The sequence below is a fragment of the Promicromonospora noduliphila genome (assembly GCF_056951025.1).
The window spans coordinates 547,128-565,312 of sequence record NZ_CM167806.1 but is presented as its reverse complement, the minus strand read 5'-3'; the positions used below and the strand labels follow the sequence as shown (position 1 = coordinate 565,312).

Genomic DNA, 18,185 nt, shown 5'->3' with positions numbered 1-18,185 from the left:
CCTCTCGTGACCGATCCAGCACCAGAGCCCACCCTCTTCGACCTCCCGCCCGGCGCCCGGCGGCCGCGGACGCGGGTGGTGCTGCTGACCGGGCCGTCCGGTTCGGGCAAGACGTCGCTCACCCAGCGGCTCGGCCTGCCGGTGGTGCAGCTCGACGACTTCTACCTCGACATCGACCACCCGGGCCTGCCGCAGCGGTACGGCAGCGTGGACTGGGACAGCCCGGCGAGCTGGGACGGCAAGGGCGCGCTCGCGGCGCTGCAGGAGCTGGCCACGGTGGGCCGCACCGACGTGCCCGTCTACGACATCCCGACGTCGCGCCGCACGGGGATGCGCCGGCTCGACATCGGCGACGCGCCGCTCCTGCTGGCCGAGGGGATCTTCGCGGCGCAGCTCGTCGCGGACTGCCGCGCCGAGGGGCTGCTCGCCGACGCGATCTGCCTCTCCCGGTCACGCCTGGTCACCTTCTGGTTCCGGCTCCTACGCGACGTCGCGGAGGCGCGCAAGCCGATCGGCACCCTGCTGCGTCGCGGGGTCTCGCTGTTGCGGGCCGAGCCTGCCATGATCGACCGATGGGTTGCGCTGGGTTGCCGCGAGGTATCACCCGCGCAGGCCGAGAAAGACATCCGGGACCTGCTCGCTCAAATGTCCTCGAACACGTAATCCCCGTGTAACCGAACTGCCACGCACCCCACATGAGTGGGGCTCACTCTGGGCCCAGGAGGTGGTGTCTGTGATCCAGCGCAATGGCTTGCGTGTGCTCTCGCTGTACGAGGGCTTCTTCAGCGGCGGGGCTCGTGTCCTGCACTCGACGGTGGTCGCCGGTCTGCATCAGGGCGGTCGTCAGCAGCATTCCGTGCTGAGTCTGCACCACGAGGTCCGGCGCGAGGCCACCCTGCAGCGGATGGAGGACGACCCTCGCTACCGTGCCCTGCGCGCGGCGGGCGTCCGCGTCGCGTCGCTGGGCCGGAGCACCGAGGCGAACCACGACCCGCGGGTGTTCACCGAGGCAGAGCTCGCGAGTGCCGCCCGCCACGTCGAGAGCTCGCACGTGGTGCTGTCGCTCAAGGAGCAGCCGCTCCGGCTGGTGAACCAGGACGCGTTCCCGCAGCGCCCCGTCATCGCCTGTCTGCACCGGTCCGACCCGGAGCACCAGGGCGAGGCCCTCGGCGACCTGCTGACCGCGGCGAACCGCGGCCGGCTCTCCGCCGTCGTCTGCTGCGCCGAGTCCACGCGGGACGCGTACCGCGAGGCCGGCGTGCCCGCCGACCTGCTGCGCGTGGTGCCGAACGGCATCAACCTCGCCCGCTTCCGCCCGGTCCAGGGCGCGCGCCGGCTCGCCCTGCGGGGCGCCGCCGGGGTGCCGAGCGACGGGACGGTCGTCGTCTACGCCGCGCGGTACGACGAGATGAAGAACCCCGAGCTGTTCCTCCATTCGGCTCGCACGTTCCTCGCCCTCGAACCCCACGGCCACGTGCTGATGTGCGGCGCCGGCATGACGGCGAACAACCCGGACCTGGCCGACGACCTCACCCGCATCTTCGGCGACCGGCCGGACCTGCTGGAGCGCCTCAACCTGCTGGGCGTGCGGCACGACATGGAGCTGATCTACGCGACGGCGGACGTCGTCGCGCTCACCTCGGCGTTCGGCGAGGCCGCGCCACTGTGCCTCATCGAGGGCTCGATGTGCGGGGCCGTCCCGGTCACGACCCCGGTGGGCGACGCGCCGTCGATCGTGGACCGCATCGGGTTCGTGACGTCGTTCGACCCGACCGAGATCGCCGCCACCTGGATCGAGGCGGCGGACCGGCGCGAGGAGCTGGAGTCGGCGCGGACCGCCGTCCGGCCGCGGTTCAGCCACGTCCGGATGATCGCCGGGTACTCGAGCGTCATCGAGCGCACGCACCGCGACGCGGGCTTAAAGCCCCTCCGCGTCTGACCCGCAGCCGTAAGAGCCCTTCGCGTCCGACCAGGCCCGCCCGAGCGCAGGCGGCGGCCGGAAGGAAGAAATGACCCCCGCGCGGATGTATCTGCTCCCGGAGTGGAGGGCCCCTGGGGCCCGTGAACGCATCCGCGCGGAGGTCGCTTCTCCCTTCCGGCCGCCGCTTGCGCGACCACAGGGACGCCGGACACGGCAAGATGACCTCATGCCCGACGCCCCCGTCACCCTGAGCCAGGTCGCCCGCGAGGCCGGCGTATCGCTCGCCACGGCGTCGCGCGCGATCAACGGCAGCGCGACCCGCAGCGTCCGCGAGGACCTGCGCGAGCGCGTCCTGGCGACGGCCCGGCGGCTCGACTACTCACCCGACCCCAGCGCGCAGGCCATGGCCCGCGGCCGCACCACGGCGCTCGGGCTCGTGGTGCACGACATCGCCGACCCGTACTTCTCCACGATCGCCGCCGGGGTGGCCCGCGCCGCCGAGCGCGAGGGCCTCATCGTCACCCTGGCCTCGACGGAGCTCGGCCCCGACCGCGAGCTCGCCTTCGTCGAGCTCGCGCGGCGCCAGCGGTCTCGCGCGATCATCCTCGCGGGCAGCAGGATCGCGGTGCCCGACGGCGCCGGTGACGCGATGCCCGACAGCGCGGGCGGCGCGATGCCCGACGGCGCCGGCGGGTCACCTCCCGAGGACGTCGTCGCCGAGACAGCGGGAAAGGCTCAGGCACTCGAGTCGTCCCTCACCGCGTTCCAGGATGCCGGGGGCGGCGTGGCGGTGATCGGCCAGCCCGTGGGCGACCTCCCCGTGGTCGAGGTGGCGAACGCCGACGGTGCTGCCGATCTCGCCCGCGCGCTCCACGGTCTCGGCTACCGGCGGTTCGCCGTGCTCGCCGGCCCGGCGGGCCACCGCACGGCCGCGGATCGTACGGACGGTTTCACCGGAGCGCTGGCCGACCTCGACAGCCCCGTCGCAGCGGGCGACATCCTGAGCTGCGCGTTCACACGCGACGGGGGCTACTCGGCCATGAGCGGGCTCATCGAACGGTCCGGGTTGCGTCCAACGGCCCGCACGGGGGGCGGCGGTACGGCGGCGTACGGGGCGGACGGCGGCGCAACCAGGGCGGCTCGCGCGGAGAACGTCGGTGCAACCAGCGGTGAGGCGAGCGTGGCGGCCGGCGCAGCGGGCGCGGCCGCCGTCGGGAGCGGGCTGCCCGAGCTGGTGTTCGCCGTGAACGACGTCATGGCGGTGGGCGCGATGGCCGCCGTCCGCGACGCGGGCCTGAGCGTGCCCGACGACGTCGCCGTAGCCGGTTTCGACGACATCCACACGCTGCGCGACGTCTCGCCGGGCCTCACGACGGTGCGGATCCCGCTCGCCGAGATCGGCGCGCTGGCGACCGACCTGGCGCTCGGCCGCTCGGCCGAGACGCGTACCAGGGTGCACGGCGAGGTGGTGCTCCGGGAGTCCACCCCGGAGCGGCCGTCCTAGGGCGTCGGTGTGCGCGGTGCCGGCGCCGGGTTCGGCAGTCTCCTAGCGCGGTCGGCAGTTGGCATCGAGATCGGCACAGGCCTGTCACGATCTCGATGCCAACTGCCGACCTCACCGAGCAGACCGCCGATTTCCGCAGGAGGCTGCCGAACCCAGCCGTGCCAAGTGTCGAGCGCGCATGTACTCCCCGCCGTCCCGTGCGCTAGGCTGCCCCGGAAAGCGCATTCCCACGACGATGGAGTCCCGCCCGTGACAACACTTCGCATCGCCATGAACGGCGTCACCGGCCGCATGGGCTACCGCCAGCACCTCGTGCGCTCGATCCTGCCGATCCGCGACCAGGGCGGCGTGACGCTCCCCGACGGGTCGCGGGTCCAGGTCGAGCCGGTGCTGGTGGGCCGTAACGCGGACAAGCTCAAGGAGCTGGCGGCGCTGCACGACGTCGAGCACTGGACCACCGACCTCGACGCCGCCATCGTGGACGCCGACATCGTGTTCGACGCCGCCATGACCAACCTGCGCCCGGCCACGCTGGGCAAGGCGATGCGCAAGGGCAAGCACGTCTTCACCGAGAAGCCGACGGCGGAGACCCTCGCCGAGGCGATCGAGCTCGCGCGGCTCCAGGCCGAGACGGGGGTGACCGTCGGCGTCGTGCACGACAAGCTGTACCTGCCGGGCCTGGTGAAGCTGCGCCGGCTCGTGGACGAGGGGTTCTTCGGCCGCATCCTGTCGCTGCGCGGCGAGTTCGGCTACTGGGTGTTCGAGGGTGACTCGCAGCCCGCCCAGCGCCCCTCGTGGAACTACCGCGCCGAGGACGGCGGCGGCATCACCACCGACATGTTCTGCCACTGGAACTACGTGCTGGAGGGCATCCTCGGGCAGGTCAGGACGGTCACCGCCAAGACGGTCACGCACATCCCGACCCGCTGGGACGAGCAGGGCCGCGAGTACGCCGCGACCGCCGACGACGCCGCGTACGGCATCTTCGAGGTCACCACGCCCGGCGGGGACGACGTCGTGGCGCAGATCAACTCGTCCTGGGCCGTGCGGGTGTTCCGCGACGAGCTGGTCGAGTTCCAGGTGGACGGCACGCACGGCTCCGCCGTCGCCGGGCTGCGCCAGTGCCGCGCCCAGCACCGCGCGCACACCCCCAAGCCCGTGTGGAACCCGGACCTGCCGGTCACGGAGCCGTTCCGCGACCAGTGGCTCGACGTGCCCGCGAACGCGGACCTCGACAACGGCTTCAAGCTGCAGTGGGAGGAGTTCCTGCGCGACGTCGTGGCCGGGCGCCCGCACCGCTACGACCTGCTCTCGGCCGCGCGCGGCGTGCAGCTCGCGGAGCTGGGGCTGCGGTCGTCGGCGGAGGGACGGCGCATCGACATCCCGGAGATCACGCTGTGACGGCGGGTGCGATGCACGGCGCGGGTGCGAGCCACGCGTCCGGAGCGAACCACGAGGACCAGCGCCGAGAGGACATCCTGTGAGCACGGACATCGCTCTCCCCCTGTTCGACGCCGAGGGCCGGGTGACCGGTTCGGAGGCAGTCACCCTCAGCTCCCCCGGTCCGTGGACGACGCCGTCGGGCCCGATCACCTCCCGCATCGCCTTCGCGGCCGCCCACGTGGTGCCCCAGGTCGGGGCGGAGAACGTGCCGGGCGCGCCCGCCGTCGTCGACTGGGATGCGACGCTCGCCTACCGGCACCGGATCTGGGCGCACGGGCTCGGCGTCGCCGACGCGATGGACACCGCCCAGCGCGGCATGGGCCTGGACTGGGCGGCGACCCAGGAGCTGGTCCGGCGGTCGGCGACCGAGGCGGCCGCCGTCGGCGCGCGCGTCGCGTGCGGCGCGGGCACCGACCAGCTCGCGCCCGACGTCGTGGCGGCGCTGGAGCCGGGCGACGCCGGGCTTGCCACCGTCGCGGACGCCTACCGCGAGCAGGTCCAGGTGGTGCAGGACGCCGGTGCGCAGGTCATCGTCATGGCCTCCCGCGCGCTGGCGCGGGTCGCGCGCGGCCCGGAGGACTACGCGCGCGTGTACGACGCCGTGCTGGCCGACGCCGAGCGGCCGGTGATCCTGCACTGGCTGGGCACCATGTTCGACCCGGCGCTGGCGGGCTACTGGGGCTCGGACTCCGTGGAGTCCGCGACGGCGACGTTCCTCGACCTGATCCGCGCGCACCAGCCCCGGATCGACGGCGTCAAGGTGTCGCTGCTCGACGCCGCCCACGAGGTGGGCCTGCGCCGATCGCTGGCGGCACTGCCGCCGTCGGACGACGGGACGCGGCCCCGCCTGTACACCGGCGACGACTTCAACTACCCGGAGCTCATCGCGGGTGACGAGCAGGGCCACTCCGACGCGCTGCTCGGCATCTTCGCGGCGATCTACCCGGCGGCCTCCACGGCGCTCCAGGCGTTCGACGCCGGGGACACCGATTGCGGGCACAAGATCCTGGCCTCGACCGAGGCGCTGGGCCGGCACATCTTCGCCGCGCCCACCTACTACTACAAGACCGGGATCGCGTTCCTGTCGTGGCTGAACGGGTTCCAGCCCGGGTTCTCGCTGGTGGGCGGGCTGCACTCCGGACGGTCGCTGCGGCACCTGGTCGAGCTGGCCCGCCTGGCCGACGGCTGCGGCATGCTCCTCGACCCGGAGCCGGCGGCCGCTCGGCTGCGCGCATTCCTGACGACGAACGGGGTCACCGCATGAGCACGCCGGTGCCAAGTACCACGCCCGACCGGTCGAGGCGGGCGTCGCTCAACACCGCCACCGTGAAGCACGCCTCGCTCGCCGAGGCGTGCGAGGCGGCGGCCACCGCCGGGTTCGGCGCGGTGGGTCCGTGGCGGGACGTCGTCCAGGCCGTCGGGGCGCCGCGCGCGGCGCGCATCATCGCCGACGCCGGGCTGCGCGCATCGTCCCTGTGCCGCGGCGGCTTCCTCACCACGGCGGACGACGACGGCATCCGCGCCGCGCTCGACGACAACCGGCGGGCCATCGAGGAGGCGGCGACGATCGGCACCTCGGAGCTGGTCTTCGTGGTCGGCGGGCTGGTGGGGTCGACCCCAGGCGGCGCCCCGACGTCGGACGTGGACCGGGACCTGGTGGCGACGCGCGGCCGGGTGGCCGACCGGATCGCCGACCTGGTGCCGTTCGCCGCCGAGCACGGGGTACGGATCGTGCTGGAGCCGCTGCACCCGATCTTCGCCGCCGACCGGGCCGTGATCTCCACGCTGGCGCAGGCGCTGGACCTGGCCGCGCCGTTCGCGCCGTCCGAGGTGGGAGTGGTGGTCGACACCTACCACGTGTGGTGGGACCCGGCGCTGCGCCGGTCGATCGCGCGGGCCGGGCGGGAGGACCGCATCGCGTCGTACCAGGTCTGCGACTGGGTGCTGCCGCTCGCTGCGGAGCCGCTGAACTCGCGGGGGCACGTGGGCGACGGGTACATCGACTTCGCCACGATCACGGGCTGGGTGCGCGACGCCGGCTACGTGGGCGACATCGAGACCGAGATCTTCAACGAGGAGATCTGGGCGCGCCCGGCCTCGGAGACCGCGGCGACCGTGCTGGACCGGTACGAGAAGCACGTGGCGCCGCACCTCTGAGCCATCCAGGTGCGGGTCGACGACGCGTGAGGCGTGGCCCTGTTCCATGAGACCGCCCGGGGACGGGACCTATGCACATGGCGAAACGTGCAGGGCGCGAACCCCGTTGTCCGGAGACGGCACCCGCGCGCGGCAACTCGGTAGCGCCCAGGGAAATGTGCCTCGCGGGGGTGTGTTGCTCTCGGTAGACCTTGTCGACTGTCAGCAACACGCCCCCGCGAGGCACGTTTCCCCGGCGGTCTCGATCCTTACCTAGGCAGGGTCCCGGTACTCACCGAACGCGAGCTACCGATCCCTACCGGACACGAGGTCCCGGTCTTCACGAACGAGGTCTCGGTTCTTACCGGCGCGAGATGCCGGGCGAGCGGAGGGCGAAGCGGCAGGCGCCCCAGACCGCGTAGAGCAGCGGTGCGGCGGCGAAGCCGAGGCCCACCGTGGGGTGCGCCACCACGACGGACACCAGCAGGCCGAGCACGAGCAGCATCCCCGCCGAGAGGTACCAGCGCCGCGCTCCGAGCACGAGGGCCGCGAGCAGTACGTCGCGCAGGCGCGCGCCCGGCATCTCCGGCACGGCGGCCAGGGCAAGGACGGCGGTCGCCACCGCTCCGGCGGCAAGCGTGACCAGCACCGGGATCGCTACCGCCCCGGACGTGCGGCCCCAGAAGAAGGCCACGTCCACGGCGGACACCACAACCGCTCCGGTCGCGAGCGCCCCGATCGCCAGCCCGCGCCGCAGGTGCCGGCGCCAGGAGCGCGCGAAGGTGCGCACGACCGCCGTCGACCCGTCGGAGCTGAAGGCGCCGAACACCGCGAAGGCCGCGACCAGGGCCGGTCCCAGCAACGGCGCCGTCAGGGCGGCCAGCGGCCAGGTCGCGGTGAGGTCCGTCGCCACGACCAGCACCAGCAGGGGCAGGCACGCGACCGCGAGGAGCACGTTCGTCATGAGCCCCGTGTAGACGGTGCCGAACACCAGCTCGTACGTCTCGGGCGCGATCAGCGGCCGACGGCGCCCGGGCGCGGTACTCGCCGTGCCGGCCGATCTTGCCGCCCCTACGGACCCCGCCGCACCCACGGCGCTCATCCCTTCACGCCCGTCGTCGCGATGCCCTCCACGAAGTACCGCTGGCCGAGCAGGAAGACGAGCGCGATCGGCAGCACCGACAGCACGGAGCCGGTCATGATCAGCGCGTGCTCGGCGTTGTACTCCCCGATGAACGACTGCAGGCCGAGCTGGATGGTCCACAGCTCGCGGTCGCGCAGGTAGATCAGCGGACCGAGGTAGTCGTTCCAGGTCGAGACGAACGTGATGATCGTGAGCGACGCCAGGGCCGGTACCGAGAGCGGCATGATGATGCGCCACCAGATGCCGTACTCGGAGAGCCCGTCGATGCGTGCCGCCTCCGAGAGCGAGTCGGGGATGGACTCGTAGTACTGCTTCATGAGGAACACGCCGAAGGCGCCGAACGCCTGCAGCAGCATGATCGCCCACAGGGTGTTGTTGAGCCCCCAGCCCGAGAGCATCTGGAACTGCGGGATCATGTAGGACTGCCACGGCACCGCGATCGTCCCGATGTACAGCAGGAACAGCGCGTCGCGGCCGGGGAAGCGCATCTTGGCGAAGCCGTATGCGGCGAAGCTGCCGGTCAGCACCTGCAGGAACGTCACGGCGACGGACAGGACGAGCGTGTTGCGCACCCAGGTGACCATGTCGGCCTTGACCCAGATGTCGAGGTAGTTGCGCCACTGCACCGGGTCGGGGATCCACTCCACGGGCGCCGTGAACACCTGGTTGTTCTGCTTCAGTGACGAGATCACCATCCAGGCGAACGGCAGCATGATGCCCGCCGCGGCGAGGATCATCACCGCGTAGAGCAGCACCCGGCCGGACCTCCGGAGCGCGGACGGGCGGGCGGCCATCACGCCTCCTTCCGCTTGTTGTAGAGGAACTGGACCACGGTCACGAGGATGCAGATGAGGAACAGCACGACGGCGACGGCCGAGGCGTACCCGAACTCGAACTGCTCGAAGCCCTTCTGGTAGATGTACTGCGAGAGCACGAGGGTCGCCTGGCCCGGACCGCCGGCGGTCATCACGAGGATCAGGTCGAAGACCTTGAAGCTCTGGATGGTGACCATGACCGTCACGAAGAACATCGTGGGCCGCAGGCAGGGCAGCGTGACGTTCCAGAACCGCTGCCAGGCGTTCGCGCCGTCGATCCGGGCGGCCTCGTGCAGCTCACCGGGCACGGTCTGCAGGCCGGCCAGGAACAGGAGCATGTAGTAGCCCATGTCCTTCCACGTGCCCACGATGATCACCGCGGGCATCGCCCAGTCCTTCGAGACGGTCCAGCCGGGCAGGTCGCCGTCGACGAACAGGCTCAGGAACTGGTTGATCGGCCCGAACTCTGGGCTGAACAGCATGTTCCACACCACGGCGACCGCGACGATCGACGTGATGTAGGGGAAGAACGCCACCGTGCGGAAGAACGCGGCGCCGCGCAGCTTCTGGTTGAGCAGCAGCGCGAGGCCGAGGGACACGACGATGGTGATCGGGATGTGCAGCGCCGCGTAGTAGAACGTGTTCCCGAGCGCTGTGTGGAAGCTCCTGTCGCCGATCAGCCGCTCGAAGTTGTCGAGCCCGACCCACTGGGCGGCGCCGAAGATGTTCCAGCTCGTCAGCGAGATGTAGAACAGCGTGAGCACCGGCACGAGGGTAAGCACCGCGAAACCGACGAAGTTCGGCAGGATGAACGTCCAGCCGATCAGCGCGTTCCGGAGCTTGAGCGACGTCCGCGGGGTCCTGAGCGGCGGCGGAGGCCCGGGTCGCGAGAACCCGAGCGTCCGCTGCTCACCGACGGCCGGTGTCGCCATCAGCCGACCTCGTTGGCGACGCGCTCCTCGGCCTCGGTGATCGCCTCGTCCACCGGCGTGGACTCCGACATGATCGCCGAGTGCGTCTCACCCAGGATGGTCTGGATGGCCGCCGTGTCCTGTCCGACCGGGTTCTCCGGCAGGGTCTCGTGCGTGGTGTAGGCGAACCGGGACAGGTCGTCCCGGGGCACGCCGTCGAGCGCGAAGATCGTGTCGGCGACGGTGTCGTCGATCAGGGCCGGCGTGATGCCGATGCCCGCGAGCGCGGCGGCGCCCTCGGGGCCGGCTGCGAACCTCAGGAAGTCCTTGGCGGTCTCGACCTTCGCCTCGTCGATCCCCGAGTTGATGCCCATGGTCGTCGGGTCGCCGAAGGTGACGGGGGTGTTCTCGGTACCGGTCGTCGACTCGTCGAGCTGCGGGATGGGCGCGATGCCCCACTCGAACGTGTCCGCCGCACCCGACGCCTGCTCGGCCACCAGCGTGCCGATGTACCACGAGCCCATCGGCAGCATCGCCGCCTTCTGGGTGCCGAACTGTGCCTGGTAGGTCAGCTCGTTCGTGGTCACGGTGGCGTACGACGGCTGGGCGCCCGCGTCCTGCATCGTCAGCTCACGCTCGTAGTACGGCGCGAGGAACGAGAAGTCGCCGCCGTCCAGCGAGGCGCCATCGGTCTGCGCGAGCGCGAAGCCCTGCACGGTGGACTGCCAGCTGTGCAGGTACGTGCCCGTGACCTCCTTCTCGCCGATGTCCTCGGTCAGCCGCTCCGCGGCCTCCGCGTAGTCGTCCCAGGTCCAGGACCCGTCGGGCAGGTCGACGCCGGCCTTCTCGAACAGCTCCTTGTTGTAGTACAGCAGCCACGAGTCCTGGCGGTACGGGACGGCGTAGGTCGCACCGTCGACCGCCATCGGCTCCAGGCCGCCCGTCGCCGGGTCGAGCTCCGCCGCGACGTCGGAGATGTCGAGCAGCGTGCCGCCCTCGGTGAACGTGACGTAGTTCTTCAGGTTCTTCACGATGAAGACGTCGGGCGCCGTGCCGGCGGCCAGGTCGGCGGTGAGGGCCGTGTCGTAGTCGTCGCCCGCCGGGTACTCCTTGAGCTCCACGGTGACGTCGGGGTTCGCCTCGTGATAGGCGTCCGCGAGCGTCTGGAACTCCGGCGTGGACGCGAAGTCCCAGCCGGCCAGGGTGATGGTGACGGGACCTTCGGCGGCCGCGGGCTCGGACCCGCCGCCGCACCCGGTCAGCGCCAGCGACGCGACGGCCGCGACGCCGATCGTGCTCATGATCTTGCGGTTCATTCCTACTCTCCTTCGAGTAACTCCGGTCCCGTGCCGCGTCCGCGGCCTTCGGGAGCGCTGGGTGGTCAGGGCAGGGTTGCCGTGGTCCGTACGCCGTCCGGCCAGGTCACGGCGGCCTGTCCGGCGGTGAGCTCGAGCAGCGGGCGGTCGGACGGCGTCCGCCCCAGGTGGACGCCGACGCCCACCCAGCCGTCCGGGACCGGCGCGTACCGCAGCCAGGGGGTGGTGGTCGGGCCGGCGAGGGGAGTGGCGTCGTCGGACGTCGTCTCGCCGGCGACGGGCGCGACGTCGCCGGCCAGCGGCACCAGGGTCGAGACGAGGCCCGGCCCTGCGGCCCACCCGCCGATCCGCAGCGCGACGGCGTTGGCGTCGGGTGGGCCGCCCGAACCTGCTGGGCCACTGCCTGCGTCAGCTGAACCGGCCGCGCGAGCCGAACCCGCCGCGCCACCCGAACCGGCCGCGCGAGCTGGATCGGCCGAGGCGCCCGCAACCCGCACGAGCCGGACCTCCCACGCTCCGCGGACGATCGAGACTGTGGTGATCCACCCCGCCGAGGTCGCGACGCCGGGCCGCCCGGAACCGTGGTCGGGCGCGGACGGGTCGGGCTCGACCCAGTGCGCATCAGCCACGGACCCCAAGGCAACGGCATAACCCGAACGAGATCGGTCCCTTGCCGCGCCGCCGCCGCCAGTTCGGTCCCTTGCGTCGAGATCGGTCGGTTGATGGACCGATCTCGAGGCAACCGACCGATCTCGGGGTCCCGGTTCGGCTGGGGATTCCAGTTCTGCCAGGTCGACCTGTAGGGGGACGAAGCCCGTGCGGTGCGTCGCATTGCCGGCGGCGTTCAGGAGGGAGACCGACTGGTCCAGCGGGGATCGCCAGGCATCGGCATCGAGCAGCGGCGATGTCGCCGTCGAGTAGCCGAGCCGCGCGTACAGGGGTGAGTCCCCTATCCCTTGGGCTCTTGGGGTGCCCGCCCTCCCCTGCGTCGGAGCGACGTCGTGGGGTGCGGTTCCAGAGGCCCCGGCGGCGACCGGTAGCGAAACAGCAACACCGTCGGGCGAGGCCCCCGAACTCCCTGCCGCACCCGCAGGCGACCGCACCCCCGCGGCATCCAACGATGAGGCAACCACGCCGCGGGCCAGACCGTCGGACCAGGGCAGCGCATGGTCGGTGCCGTGGTTGATCACGCGCACGATCTCGTCGTCGTGCGTGGCGCTGATGGCCCAGCCGGGGGCGGCTGCGACGGTGAGCACGTCGCCGTCGTCCACGGGGAGCGGCTCCGGGGCCGCCGTCCACACCTCGTGCGAGGCCGGCAGCGCGAGCCCGAGCAGGCCCTTGCTCGCCCAGTAGGGCGAGCCGGTGCCGCTGTACCGCTGCGCGATGGGGCGCCACGGGTGGTGCCAGCCGAGCGTGAGCAGCCCGTCCGAGCCGGGCACGCCGTGGTCGGCGAAGTGGCGCACGATGCGGGTCGCCGCCTCGCGGAGCTGCCCCGGCCGGCCGACGCCCGCGATGGCGCCCGCCCAGAACGGCGCCGCCGCCGCGAAGCGGTAGGTGAGGCTGCGGCCCTGCAGCAACGGGGCGCCGTCGGCGCCGACGAGGGCCAGCGCGTCGTCGAGGTAGCGGGCCAGGTGTTCGCGGTCGGACGCCGAGCGCGCGGCCAGGTCGTCGCCGGCGGCCGCTGCGACGTCGGACGCCCCGGACATCCGTGCCCACAGCGCGGGGTACAGGTGCAGGGCCCAGCCGGTGTAGTGGTCGAAGCTGCGCTCGGGGCCGTCGGCGAACCAGCCGCCCGGACGGCGGAACCGGTCGTGGGCGGCGAGGTCGTGGGCCACGTCGTCGGCGGAGAAGGGACCACCGACCGACCGCAGGAAGGTCTCCACGACGATGCGGAACCAGACCCAGTTGTTGTCCGGGTAGTCGGGGTCTCCCACCACCGAGCCGAGGTACTCGACCACGTGCTCCTGGGCGGACGGCGCGAGCCGGTCCCAGATCCAGGGCCGGGTCAGGTCGAGGATCAGGGCGAGCGACGCGGCCTCGACCTTGGCCTGGCCGTGCTCGTCGGGCCGGACCCAGCGCTCGGGGTGGGCCGGGTCCGCGCCGGCGGCCAGCCCTGCCGCGTACCGCTCGGCGAGGTGGTCCGGGTCCGCTCCGTCCTCGCCCGCGAGCCGGAAGCCGGCCAGCAGGAAGGTGCGCGCGAAGCCCTCCAGCCCGTCGACGGCGGTGCCGTACCCGCCCGGCTCGCCCGGCAGCGTGATCAGCGAGCCGCTCGGCGAGGCGTACGGCCGGACGGCGTCCAGCAGCCGGTCGGCGTAGGCGGCGAGCCAGGCGCGGGCCTCCTGCCCGGACTCTCCCGGCCGGTCAGACCCGGATGTGGCTGGTGCTTCTGACACGTGACGCTCAGGTGCCCGGCCGGTCATGCGACGAACTCCATGTCCGCCCTGGTCACGACCCTCCGGGGCGCCTCGCCCCGCGCGTACCGCTCCAGCTCGTCGAGCGCTGCGGCGGTCATCCGCCGGGCCTCCGTCCCGAGCGATCCGGCGATGTGGGGCGTGATCACGACGTTCGGCAGGTCGTACAGCAGGGACGACGCCGGCAGCGGCTCCGGCTCGGTGACGTCGAGCATCGCGTAGATGCGGCCGGTCACGCACTCGGCCTCGAGGGCCGCGGTGTCCACCACGGCACCGCGCGCCGTGTTGATGAGCGTGGCACCGTCGGGCAGCAGCGCCAGCTCGCGCGCGCCGATCAGGTGACGCGTCGAGGGCAGCTCCGGCGCGTGCAGGGAGACGATGTCGGACGCCGCCAGCAGCTCGTCGAGGGGTACCAGCCGCGCACCGGCGTCGGCCACGGCGGCGGGGTCGGCGAGCGGGTCCGCGACCAGGATCTCGCGTGCCTCTGGGCCGGAACCCGGCACGGTGAGCCGTGCCACCACCTGCCGGCCGGTCCGCGAGAAGCCGACGATCCCGATAGTCCGGTCGCGGTTGGACAGGACGCCGTGCTCGTCGAGGTAGGACCAGTCCGCGCGCCGCGTGCGGGCGATGTTCGCGAGGAAGGGCGCCTTCTTGCCCGCCATGACGATCGCGGCCACCGTGAACTCCGCGACCGGCAGGGCGTTCTCGGCCACGGCGTTGGTGACGAGCAGCTCGCGGTCCCAGACGGCGTCGGACACGAGCGACCGGACCGATCCGGCGCAGTGCAGCACGGCGCGCAGGTTCGGGGCGAGGGAGAGCACGTCGGCGGTGACCCGTGGCGCGCCCCACGAGGTGAGGAGCACCTCGACGTCGGCGAGCCGGGACTTGGCCTCGGGGGTGTCGTAGGCGGTCACGCAGACCGGCTCACCGAGCGTCGCGAGCGCGCGCAGGCGGGCGTCCTCGGAAGGACCGAACTGCATGCGCCGTGCCCGGTCGTCCATGACGAGCAGGGCCTCAGGTTGCCGCACCACCGCGCTCCTCTCCCTCGAGTTGTCACGTTCGCTTGATCATCCAGACGAACAATTCCGATCATCAACGATCGGACGACCGTCATTGAAGCCCAAGTGTCCGGGTGTTGGCAACCCCCTGGCCCGCGGCGAAGGAATCCGATACGATCATTTTCGATCATCGACGGGTCCCAGCGAAGGAGGTGTGCACGTGTCAGCAGCGCCGCTGCCCGCGCCCGACGTCACGGACCGGGGCTTCTGGGCCGCCGACCGCGTGGCCGAGGCTCTGGCACCCACGCTCGCGGCCGCCGACGCCGAGCGCGGCACCCCCTGGCCGCAGACCCTCGCCTCGCAGTACGCCAGGTTCTTCCGCGACGGCGACCGCACGGTCTACGAGGCGCACGTCGCCGCACGCCATGCGCGCCTGACCCGCGCCACGCTGGCCGCGTTGCTCGACCCGAGTGCCGACCGGATCGACGAGGTGGTCGACGGCGTGCTGCTGCTGTGCGAGCAGTCGACCTGGTGCTGGGCGGCGCACGACGACACGTTCGCCCGCTTCGGCCGCATCACGCCCACCGTCACCGAGCCGTACCTCGACCTCGGCGCGGGCGAGGTCGCCGCACAGCTCGCCTGGATCGACCATCTGCTCGGACCGGCGCTCGACGAGCGCGCCCCCGGCGTGCGCTGGCGCATCCGGCAGGAGGCGCGGACCCGGGTGCTGCGGCCCTTCACGGACCGGCGCGACTGGTGGTGGCTCGGCGCCGGCCACCCGATCATGAACTGGAGCCCCTGGATCCAGGGCAACGTGCTGGCCGCGAACCTCGCGCTGGAGGAGGACCCCGGTCGGCGTTGGGCTGTCACGGCGCTCGTCGCGCACGGGATCGCCGCCTACTGGGCGTCCCTGCCCTCCGACGGCGGGGTGGACGAGGGCTACCACTACTGGTGGCAGGGTGCCGCCAGGGCCCTCGAGGCGCAGGACCTGCTGGGGTTCGCCGGGATCGAGCCCGAACCCGAGGCGCTGGACCGGATCCGCGCCACCGTGGCCTTCCCGCACACCATGCATCTCGGCGGCGACTGGTACGTCAACGTCGCCGACGGACCGGCACGGCCGATCGCGACCTGGCCCTGGAACGTGCTGCACGGCTGGGCCGTGCGCGTCGGCGACGCGGACGCCGCGCGGCACGCGGCGTCGTACCGCGGGCGGCCGGGCGGGCTGTTCGACGAGCGCGCCTCCCTCCCGCGCGCGGTCCGCATGCTGGCGGACGCCGGATGGGCCGACGCCCCCGCCTCGACCACACCGCTGGTGGGCCGCGCCTTCTTCCCGACGACGGGGGTGGCCGTCGCGCGTTCCGCCGCCGGGTCCGAGCGCGGTGTCGTGGTGTCGGTCAAAGGCGGCCACAACGGCGAGAACCACAACCACGTGGACGTCGGCTCGGTCATCGTGGCGCTCGACGGCGTGCCCGTCGTGGTCGACGCGGGCAAGCCGACCTACCGTGCCGGGACCTTCGGACCGGACCGGTACGAGCTGTGGGCGGTCCGCGGCGACTGGCACAACGTCCCCCGGGTGCGCGGAGTGGAACAGGCGCCGGGTCCGGAGTTCGCGGCGCGGGGCTTCGAGGTGTCGGACGGCGGGACGACCGTCAGCGGGACAACCGACGGCTGGTCGGCGCGGCTCGACCTGGCCGGGGCCTATCCCGTGGACGGGTTGGAGCACTGGTGGCGGGAGGTCACGCTGGACCCGGCAGCCGAGGCGGTGACCGTCGAGGACTCCTGGTCCTTCTCGAACCCATCCGAGGCCGGAGGGCGGACCGCCTGGCACTGGCTGCTCGCGGGTGAGGTCGCGCTTGCCTCGGGCCGAGCGGTCGTCCAGTTCACGCCAGACAGCACCGACGAACCGGACTCCGGGCCCGGCCGCGCTCTGGCTCTGACCTGGGATCCTGAGGCCGTCGACGCCGAGCTCGACGTGCGTGTGCTGGACGACCCGGAGCTGTCCGACGTCTGGGGTGAACATCTGACGCGGCTGCGGCTCACAGCGCGCGCAGAGCCACCGTCGGGCACATTCCGAGTGACGATGAGACCCACCACTTCGAGACCCACGACCCCGAGGCCCGTCGGGTCGCGACCGCAGGAGGCTGCATGACGGAGGAAGCGCCGCTGCCGAGCGAGCGTCGGGCGCGCCTGGTCGCACGCGTACGGGAGACCGGGTCGGCTCGGGTGAGCGATCTGTCGCGCGTGCTCGGGGTGACGCCCGTGACCGTGCGCCGCGACCTCGCCCTGCTCGTGGCCGACGGCACGCTGGAGAAGGTGCACGGCGGCGCCCGGATCCCGGCCCGCGAGGCCGGCCCGGGAGCGGGTGGCACGGGCGTGACTGGCGCGGGCTTCGCCGACGCCGGAGTGGCAAGCGCGCGGCCGGCCGACGCGGACCTGGGCGGAGCCGGCATGGGCGGAGCCGGCATGGGCGGAGCCGGCATGGCGGGCACCGGAGCGGCAGGCAGGGCAGCGGCAGGCGCGGGACTGGCCGGCACAGGATCAGCCAGCACAGGGGCGGCCGACACAGGATCAGCCGGTACAAGATCAGCCGGCCTGAGCACCGGCGCGACGACCGGCATCGGCATGCCCAGGACGAGGCCCGCCGACACCGGACAGCTCACGATCGGCATGGTCGTGCCGTCGCTCGACTACTACTGGCCCGAGGTGATCCGGGGCGCGCGCAGCGCAGCGCACGGGGCGGCGCGGCTGATCCTGCGCGGCGCGTCGTACGACGTGGATCAGGTGCGACGGCAGGTCACGGCGCTCATCGGGGACGACGGCGGCCACGGCGTGGACGGCCTGCTCGTGGCGCCACCGGTCGACGGGCCCGACGCCGCCGAGCTGGGCGAGTGGCTCGCCGGCCTGAACCTGCCGGTCGTGCTGATGGAGCGGCGGCTGTCGGCGGGGCCGTACCGCGAGCCGCTGGAGTCGGTCGCCACCGACCATGCGCTGGGTTCCGGGATGGCGGCGCGGCACATCGCGGAGCGTGGGCACCGGCGGGTGGGGCTGGTGACGTCGCGGACCAGCCCGACGTCGGCCGCCGTCCGCCGCGGTTTCCTCACGGTCGCGGACGAGCTGGGACTCGACGTCGTGCTGGACCTGGAGACGGTGCCGCTGTCCGACGCCGGCTGGGCCGGCGAAGCCGCCGCCGTGCTGGACAAGTGGGCAGAGGCGGGGGCGACGGCGCTGCTCGTACACTCCGACCGGGAGGCGATCTCGCTGGTGGAGCAGGCGCAGGAGCGCGGTGTGCGGGTGCCGGCGGACCTTGCGGTCGTCGCCTACGACGACGAGGTGGCCGGCCTGGCCGACCCCCCGCTCACCGCGGTCCGGCCACCCAAGGCCGCGATCGGCGCGGGCGCCGTGGAGCTCCTGACACGACGGCTCGGGGCCGGCAGCGGGGAGAACCACGGCAACGGCGCGGACGACGCCCCACACGGCCGCCCGGTGCACCGCGTCGAGCTGAACGCCCACCTGGTCGTGCGCGCATCGAGTGGCGCCCGCGCATAAACACCGAGTGGCGCCGCGCGCAAACAGCGGGTGGCACCGC

Annotated in this window: 14 protein-coding genes; 8 read left to right on the top strand and 6 right to left on the bottom strand. The window is 72.6% G+C overall.

The features are described from left to right. The first annotated feature begins 6 nt into the window (after positions 1-6). The 6 genes from AC0QU1_RS02410 to AC0QU1_RS02385 all read left to right on the top strand — a co-directional run bounded on the left by AC0QU1_RS02410 (position 7) and on the right by AC0QU1_RS02385 (position 7,025). Complete coding sequence (locus AC0QU1_RS02410; RefSeq protein ID WP_483574065.1) at positions 7-663, top strand: uridine kinase family protein; 657 nt, start codon at positions 7-9, stop codon at positions 661-663. A 70-nt stretch (positions 664-733) separates the two neighbouring features. Continuing rightward, positions 734-1,939, top strand: a complete 1,206-nt coding sequence (locus AC0QU1_RS02405) for a glycosyltransferase (protein WP_483574064.1) — start codon at positions 734-736, stop codon at positions 1,937-1,939. Positions 1,940-2,147: 208 nt separating this feature from the next. Beyond that, positions 2,148-3,425: a LacI family DNA-binding transcriptional regulator gene (locus AC0QU1_RS02400; protein WP_483574063.1), complete on the top strand. Its 1,278-nt coding sequence runs from the start codon at positions 2,148-2,150 to the stop codon at positions 3,423-3,425. A gap of 270 nt (positions 3,426-3,695) precedes the next feature. Beyond that, positions 3,696-4,826: a Gfo/Idh/MocA family protein gene (locus AC0QU1_RS02395; RefSeq protein ID WP_483576616.1), complete on the top strand. Its 1,131-nt coding sequence runs from the start codon at positions 3,696-3,698 to the stop codon at positions 4,824-4,826. A 79-nt stretch (positions 4,827-4,905) separates the two neighbouring features. Continuing rightward, positions 4,906-6,132, top strand: coding sequence for a dihydrodipicolinate synthase family protein (locus tag AC0QU1_RS02390; RefSeq protein ID WP_483574062.1), 1,227 nt, complete (start codon positions 4,906-4,908; stop codon positions 6,130-6,132). Next, positions 6,129-7,025, top strand: a complete 897-nt coding sequence (locus AC0QU1_RS02385; protein ID WP_483574061.1) for a sugar phosphate isomerase/epimerase family protein — start codon at positions 6,129-6,131, stop codon at positions 7,023-7,025. Before AC0QU1_RS02390 ends, AC0QU1_RS02385 begins: the two co-directional genes overlap by 4 nt. Before the next feature lie 340 nt (positions 7,026-7,365). Here the strand turns inward: AC0QU1_RS02385 and AC0QU1_RS02380 are convergent, their stop codons facing one another. The 6 genes from AC0QU1_RS02380 to AC0QU1_RS02355 all read right to left on the bottom strand — a co-directional run bounded on the left by AC0QU1_RS02380 (position 7,366) and on the right by AC0QU1_RS02355 (position 14,629). Next, positions 7,366-8,106 carry a ferredoxin-NADPH reductase gene (locus AC0QU1_RS02380; RefSeq protein ID WP_483574060.1) on the bottom strand — a complete coding sequence of 247 codons (741 nt, stop codon included), beginning with the start codon at positions 8,104-8,106 and terminating at the stop codon, positions 7,366-7,368. Continuing rightward, complete coding sequence (locus AC0QU1_RS02375) at positions 8,103-8,942, bottom strand: carbohydrate ABC transporter permease (RefSeq protein WP_483574059.1); 840 nt, start codon at positions 8,940-8,942, stop codon at positions 8,103-8,105. Before AC0QU1_RS02375 ends, AC0QU1_RS02380 begins: the two co-directional genes overlap by 4 nt. Then, entirely contained in the window at positions 8,942-9,895 is a 954-nt protein-coding gene (locus tag AC0QU1_RS02370) for a carbohydrate ABC transporter permease (RefSeq protein ID WP_483574058.1), read from the bottom strand. The genes AC0QU1_RS02375 and AC0QU1_RS02370 overlap by 1 nt, the downstream gene beginning before the upstream one ends. Further along, positions 9,895-11,190, bottom strand: a complete 1,296-nt coding sequence (locus AC0QU1_RS02365) for an ABC transporter substrate-binding protein (RefSeq protein ID WP_483574057.1) — start codon at positions 11,188-11,190, stop codon at positions 9,895-9,897. The genes AC0QU1_RS02370 and AC0QU1_RS02365 overlap by 1 nt, the downstream gene beginning before the upstream one ends. A 65-nt stretch (positions 11,191-11,255) precedes the next feature. After that, positions 11,256-13,610, bottom strand: a complete 2,355-nt coding sequence (locus AC0QU1_RS02360; protein WP_483574056.1) for a DUF2264 domain-containing protein — start codon at positions 13,608-13,610, stop codon at positions 11,256-11,258. Continuing rightward, entirely contained in the window at positions 13,607-14,629 is a 1,023-nt protein-coding gene (locus tag AC0QU1_RS02355) for a hydroxyacid dehydrogenase (protein ID WP_483574055.1), read from the bottom strand. Before AC0QU1_RS02355 ends, AC0QU1_RS02360 begins: the two co-directional genes overlap by 4 nt. Before the next feature lie 190 nt (positions 14,630-14,819). Between AC0QU1_RS02355 and AC0QU1_RS02350 the strand changes: the two genes are divergently transcribed. Further along, positions 14,820-16,748: a heparinase II/III domain-containing protein gene (locus AC0QU1_RS02350; RefSeq protein ID WP_483574054.1), complete on the top strand. Its 1,929-nt coding sequence runs from the start codon at positions 14,820-14,822 to the stop codon at positions 16,746-16,748. Further along, positions 16,745-18,145, top strand: a complete 1,401-nt coding sequence (locus AC0QU1_RS02345) for a substrate-binding domain-containing protein (protein WP_483574053.1) — start codon at positions 16,745-16,747, stop codon at positions 18,143-18,145. Before AC0QU1_RS02350 ends, AC0QU1_RS02345 begins: the two co-directional genes overlap by 4 nt. Positions 18,146-18,185: the final 40 nt, after the last annotated feature.

What these genes read in the sequence shown, in the direction of transcription:
- AC0QU1_RS02400 (WP_483574063.1), top strand. Translation starts at nt 2,148, where the DNA reads ATGCCCGACGCCCCCGTCACCCTGAGCCAGGTCGCCCGCGAGGCCGGC.
- AC0QU1_RS02395 (WP_483576616.1), top strand. Translation starts at nt 3,696, where the DNA reads ATGAACGGCGTCACCGGCCGCATGGGCTACCGCCAGCACCTCGTGCGC.
- AC0QU1_RS02385 (WP_483574061.1), top strand. Translation starts at nt 6,129, where the DNA reads ATGAGCACGCCGGTGCCAAGTACCACGCCCGACCGGTCGAGGCGGGCG.
- AC0QU1_RS02380 (WP_483574060.1), bottom strand. Translation starts at nt 8,106, where the DNA reads ATGAGCGCCGTGGGTGCGGCGGGGTCCGTAGGGGCGGCAAGATCGGCC.
- AC0QU1_RS02375 (WP_483574059.1), bottom strand. Translation starts at nt 8,942, where the DNA reads ATGGCCGCCCGCCCGTCCGCGCTCCGGAGGTCCGGCCGGGTGCTGCTC.
- AC0QU1_RS02370 (WP_483574058.1), bottom strand. Translation starts at nt 9,895, where the DNA reads ATGGCGACACCGGCCGTCGGTGAGCAGCGGACGCTCGGGTTCTCGCGA.
- AC0QU1_RS02365 (WP_483574057.1), bottom strand. Translation starts at nt 11,190, where the DNA reads ATGAACCGCAAGATCATGAGCACGATCGGCGTCGCGGCCGTCGCGTCG.
- AC0QU1_RS02360 (WP_483574056.1), bottom strand. Translation starts at nt 13,610, where the DNA reads ATGACCGGCCGGGCACCTGAGCGTCACGTGTCAGAAGCACCAGCCACA.
- AC0QU1_RS02345 (WP_483574053.1), top strand. Translation starts at nt 16,745, where the DNA reads ATGACGGAGGAAGCGCCGCTGCCGAGCGAGCGTCGGGCGCGCCTGGTC.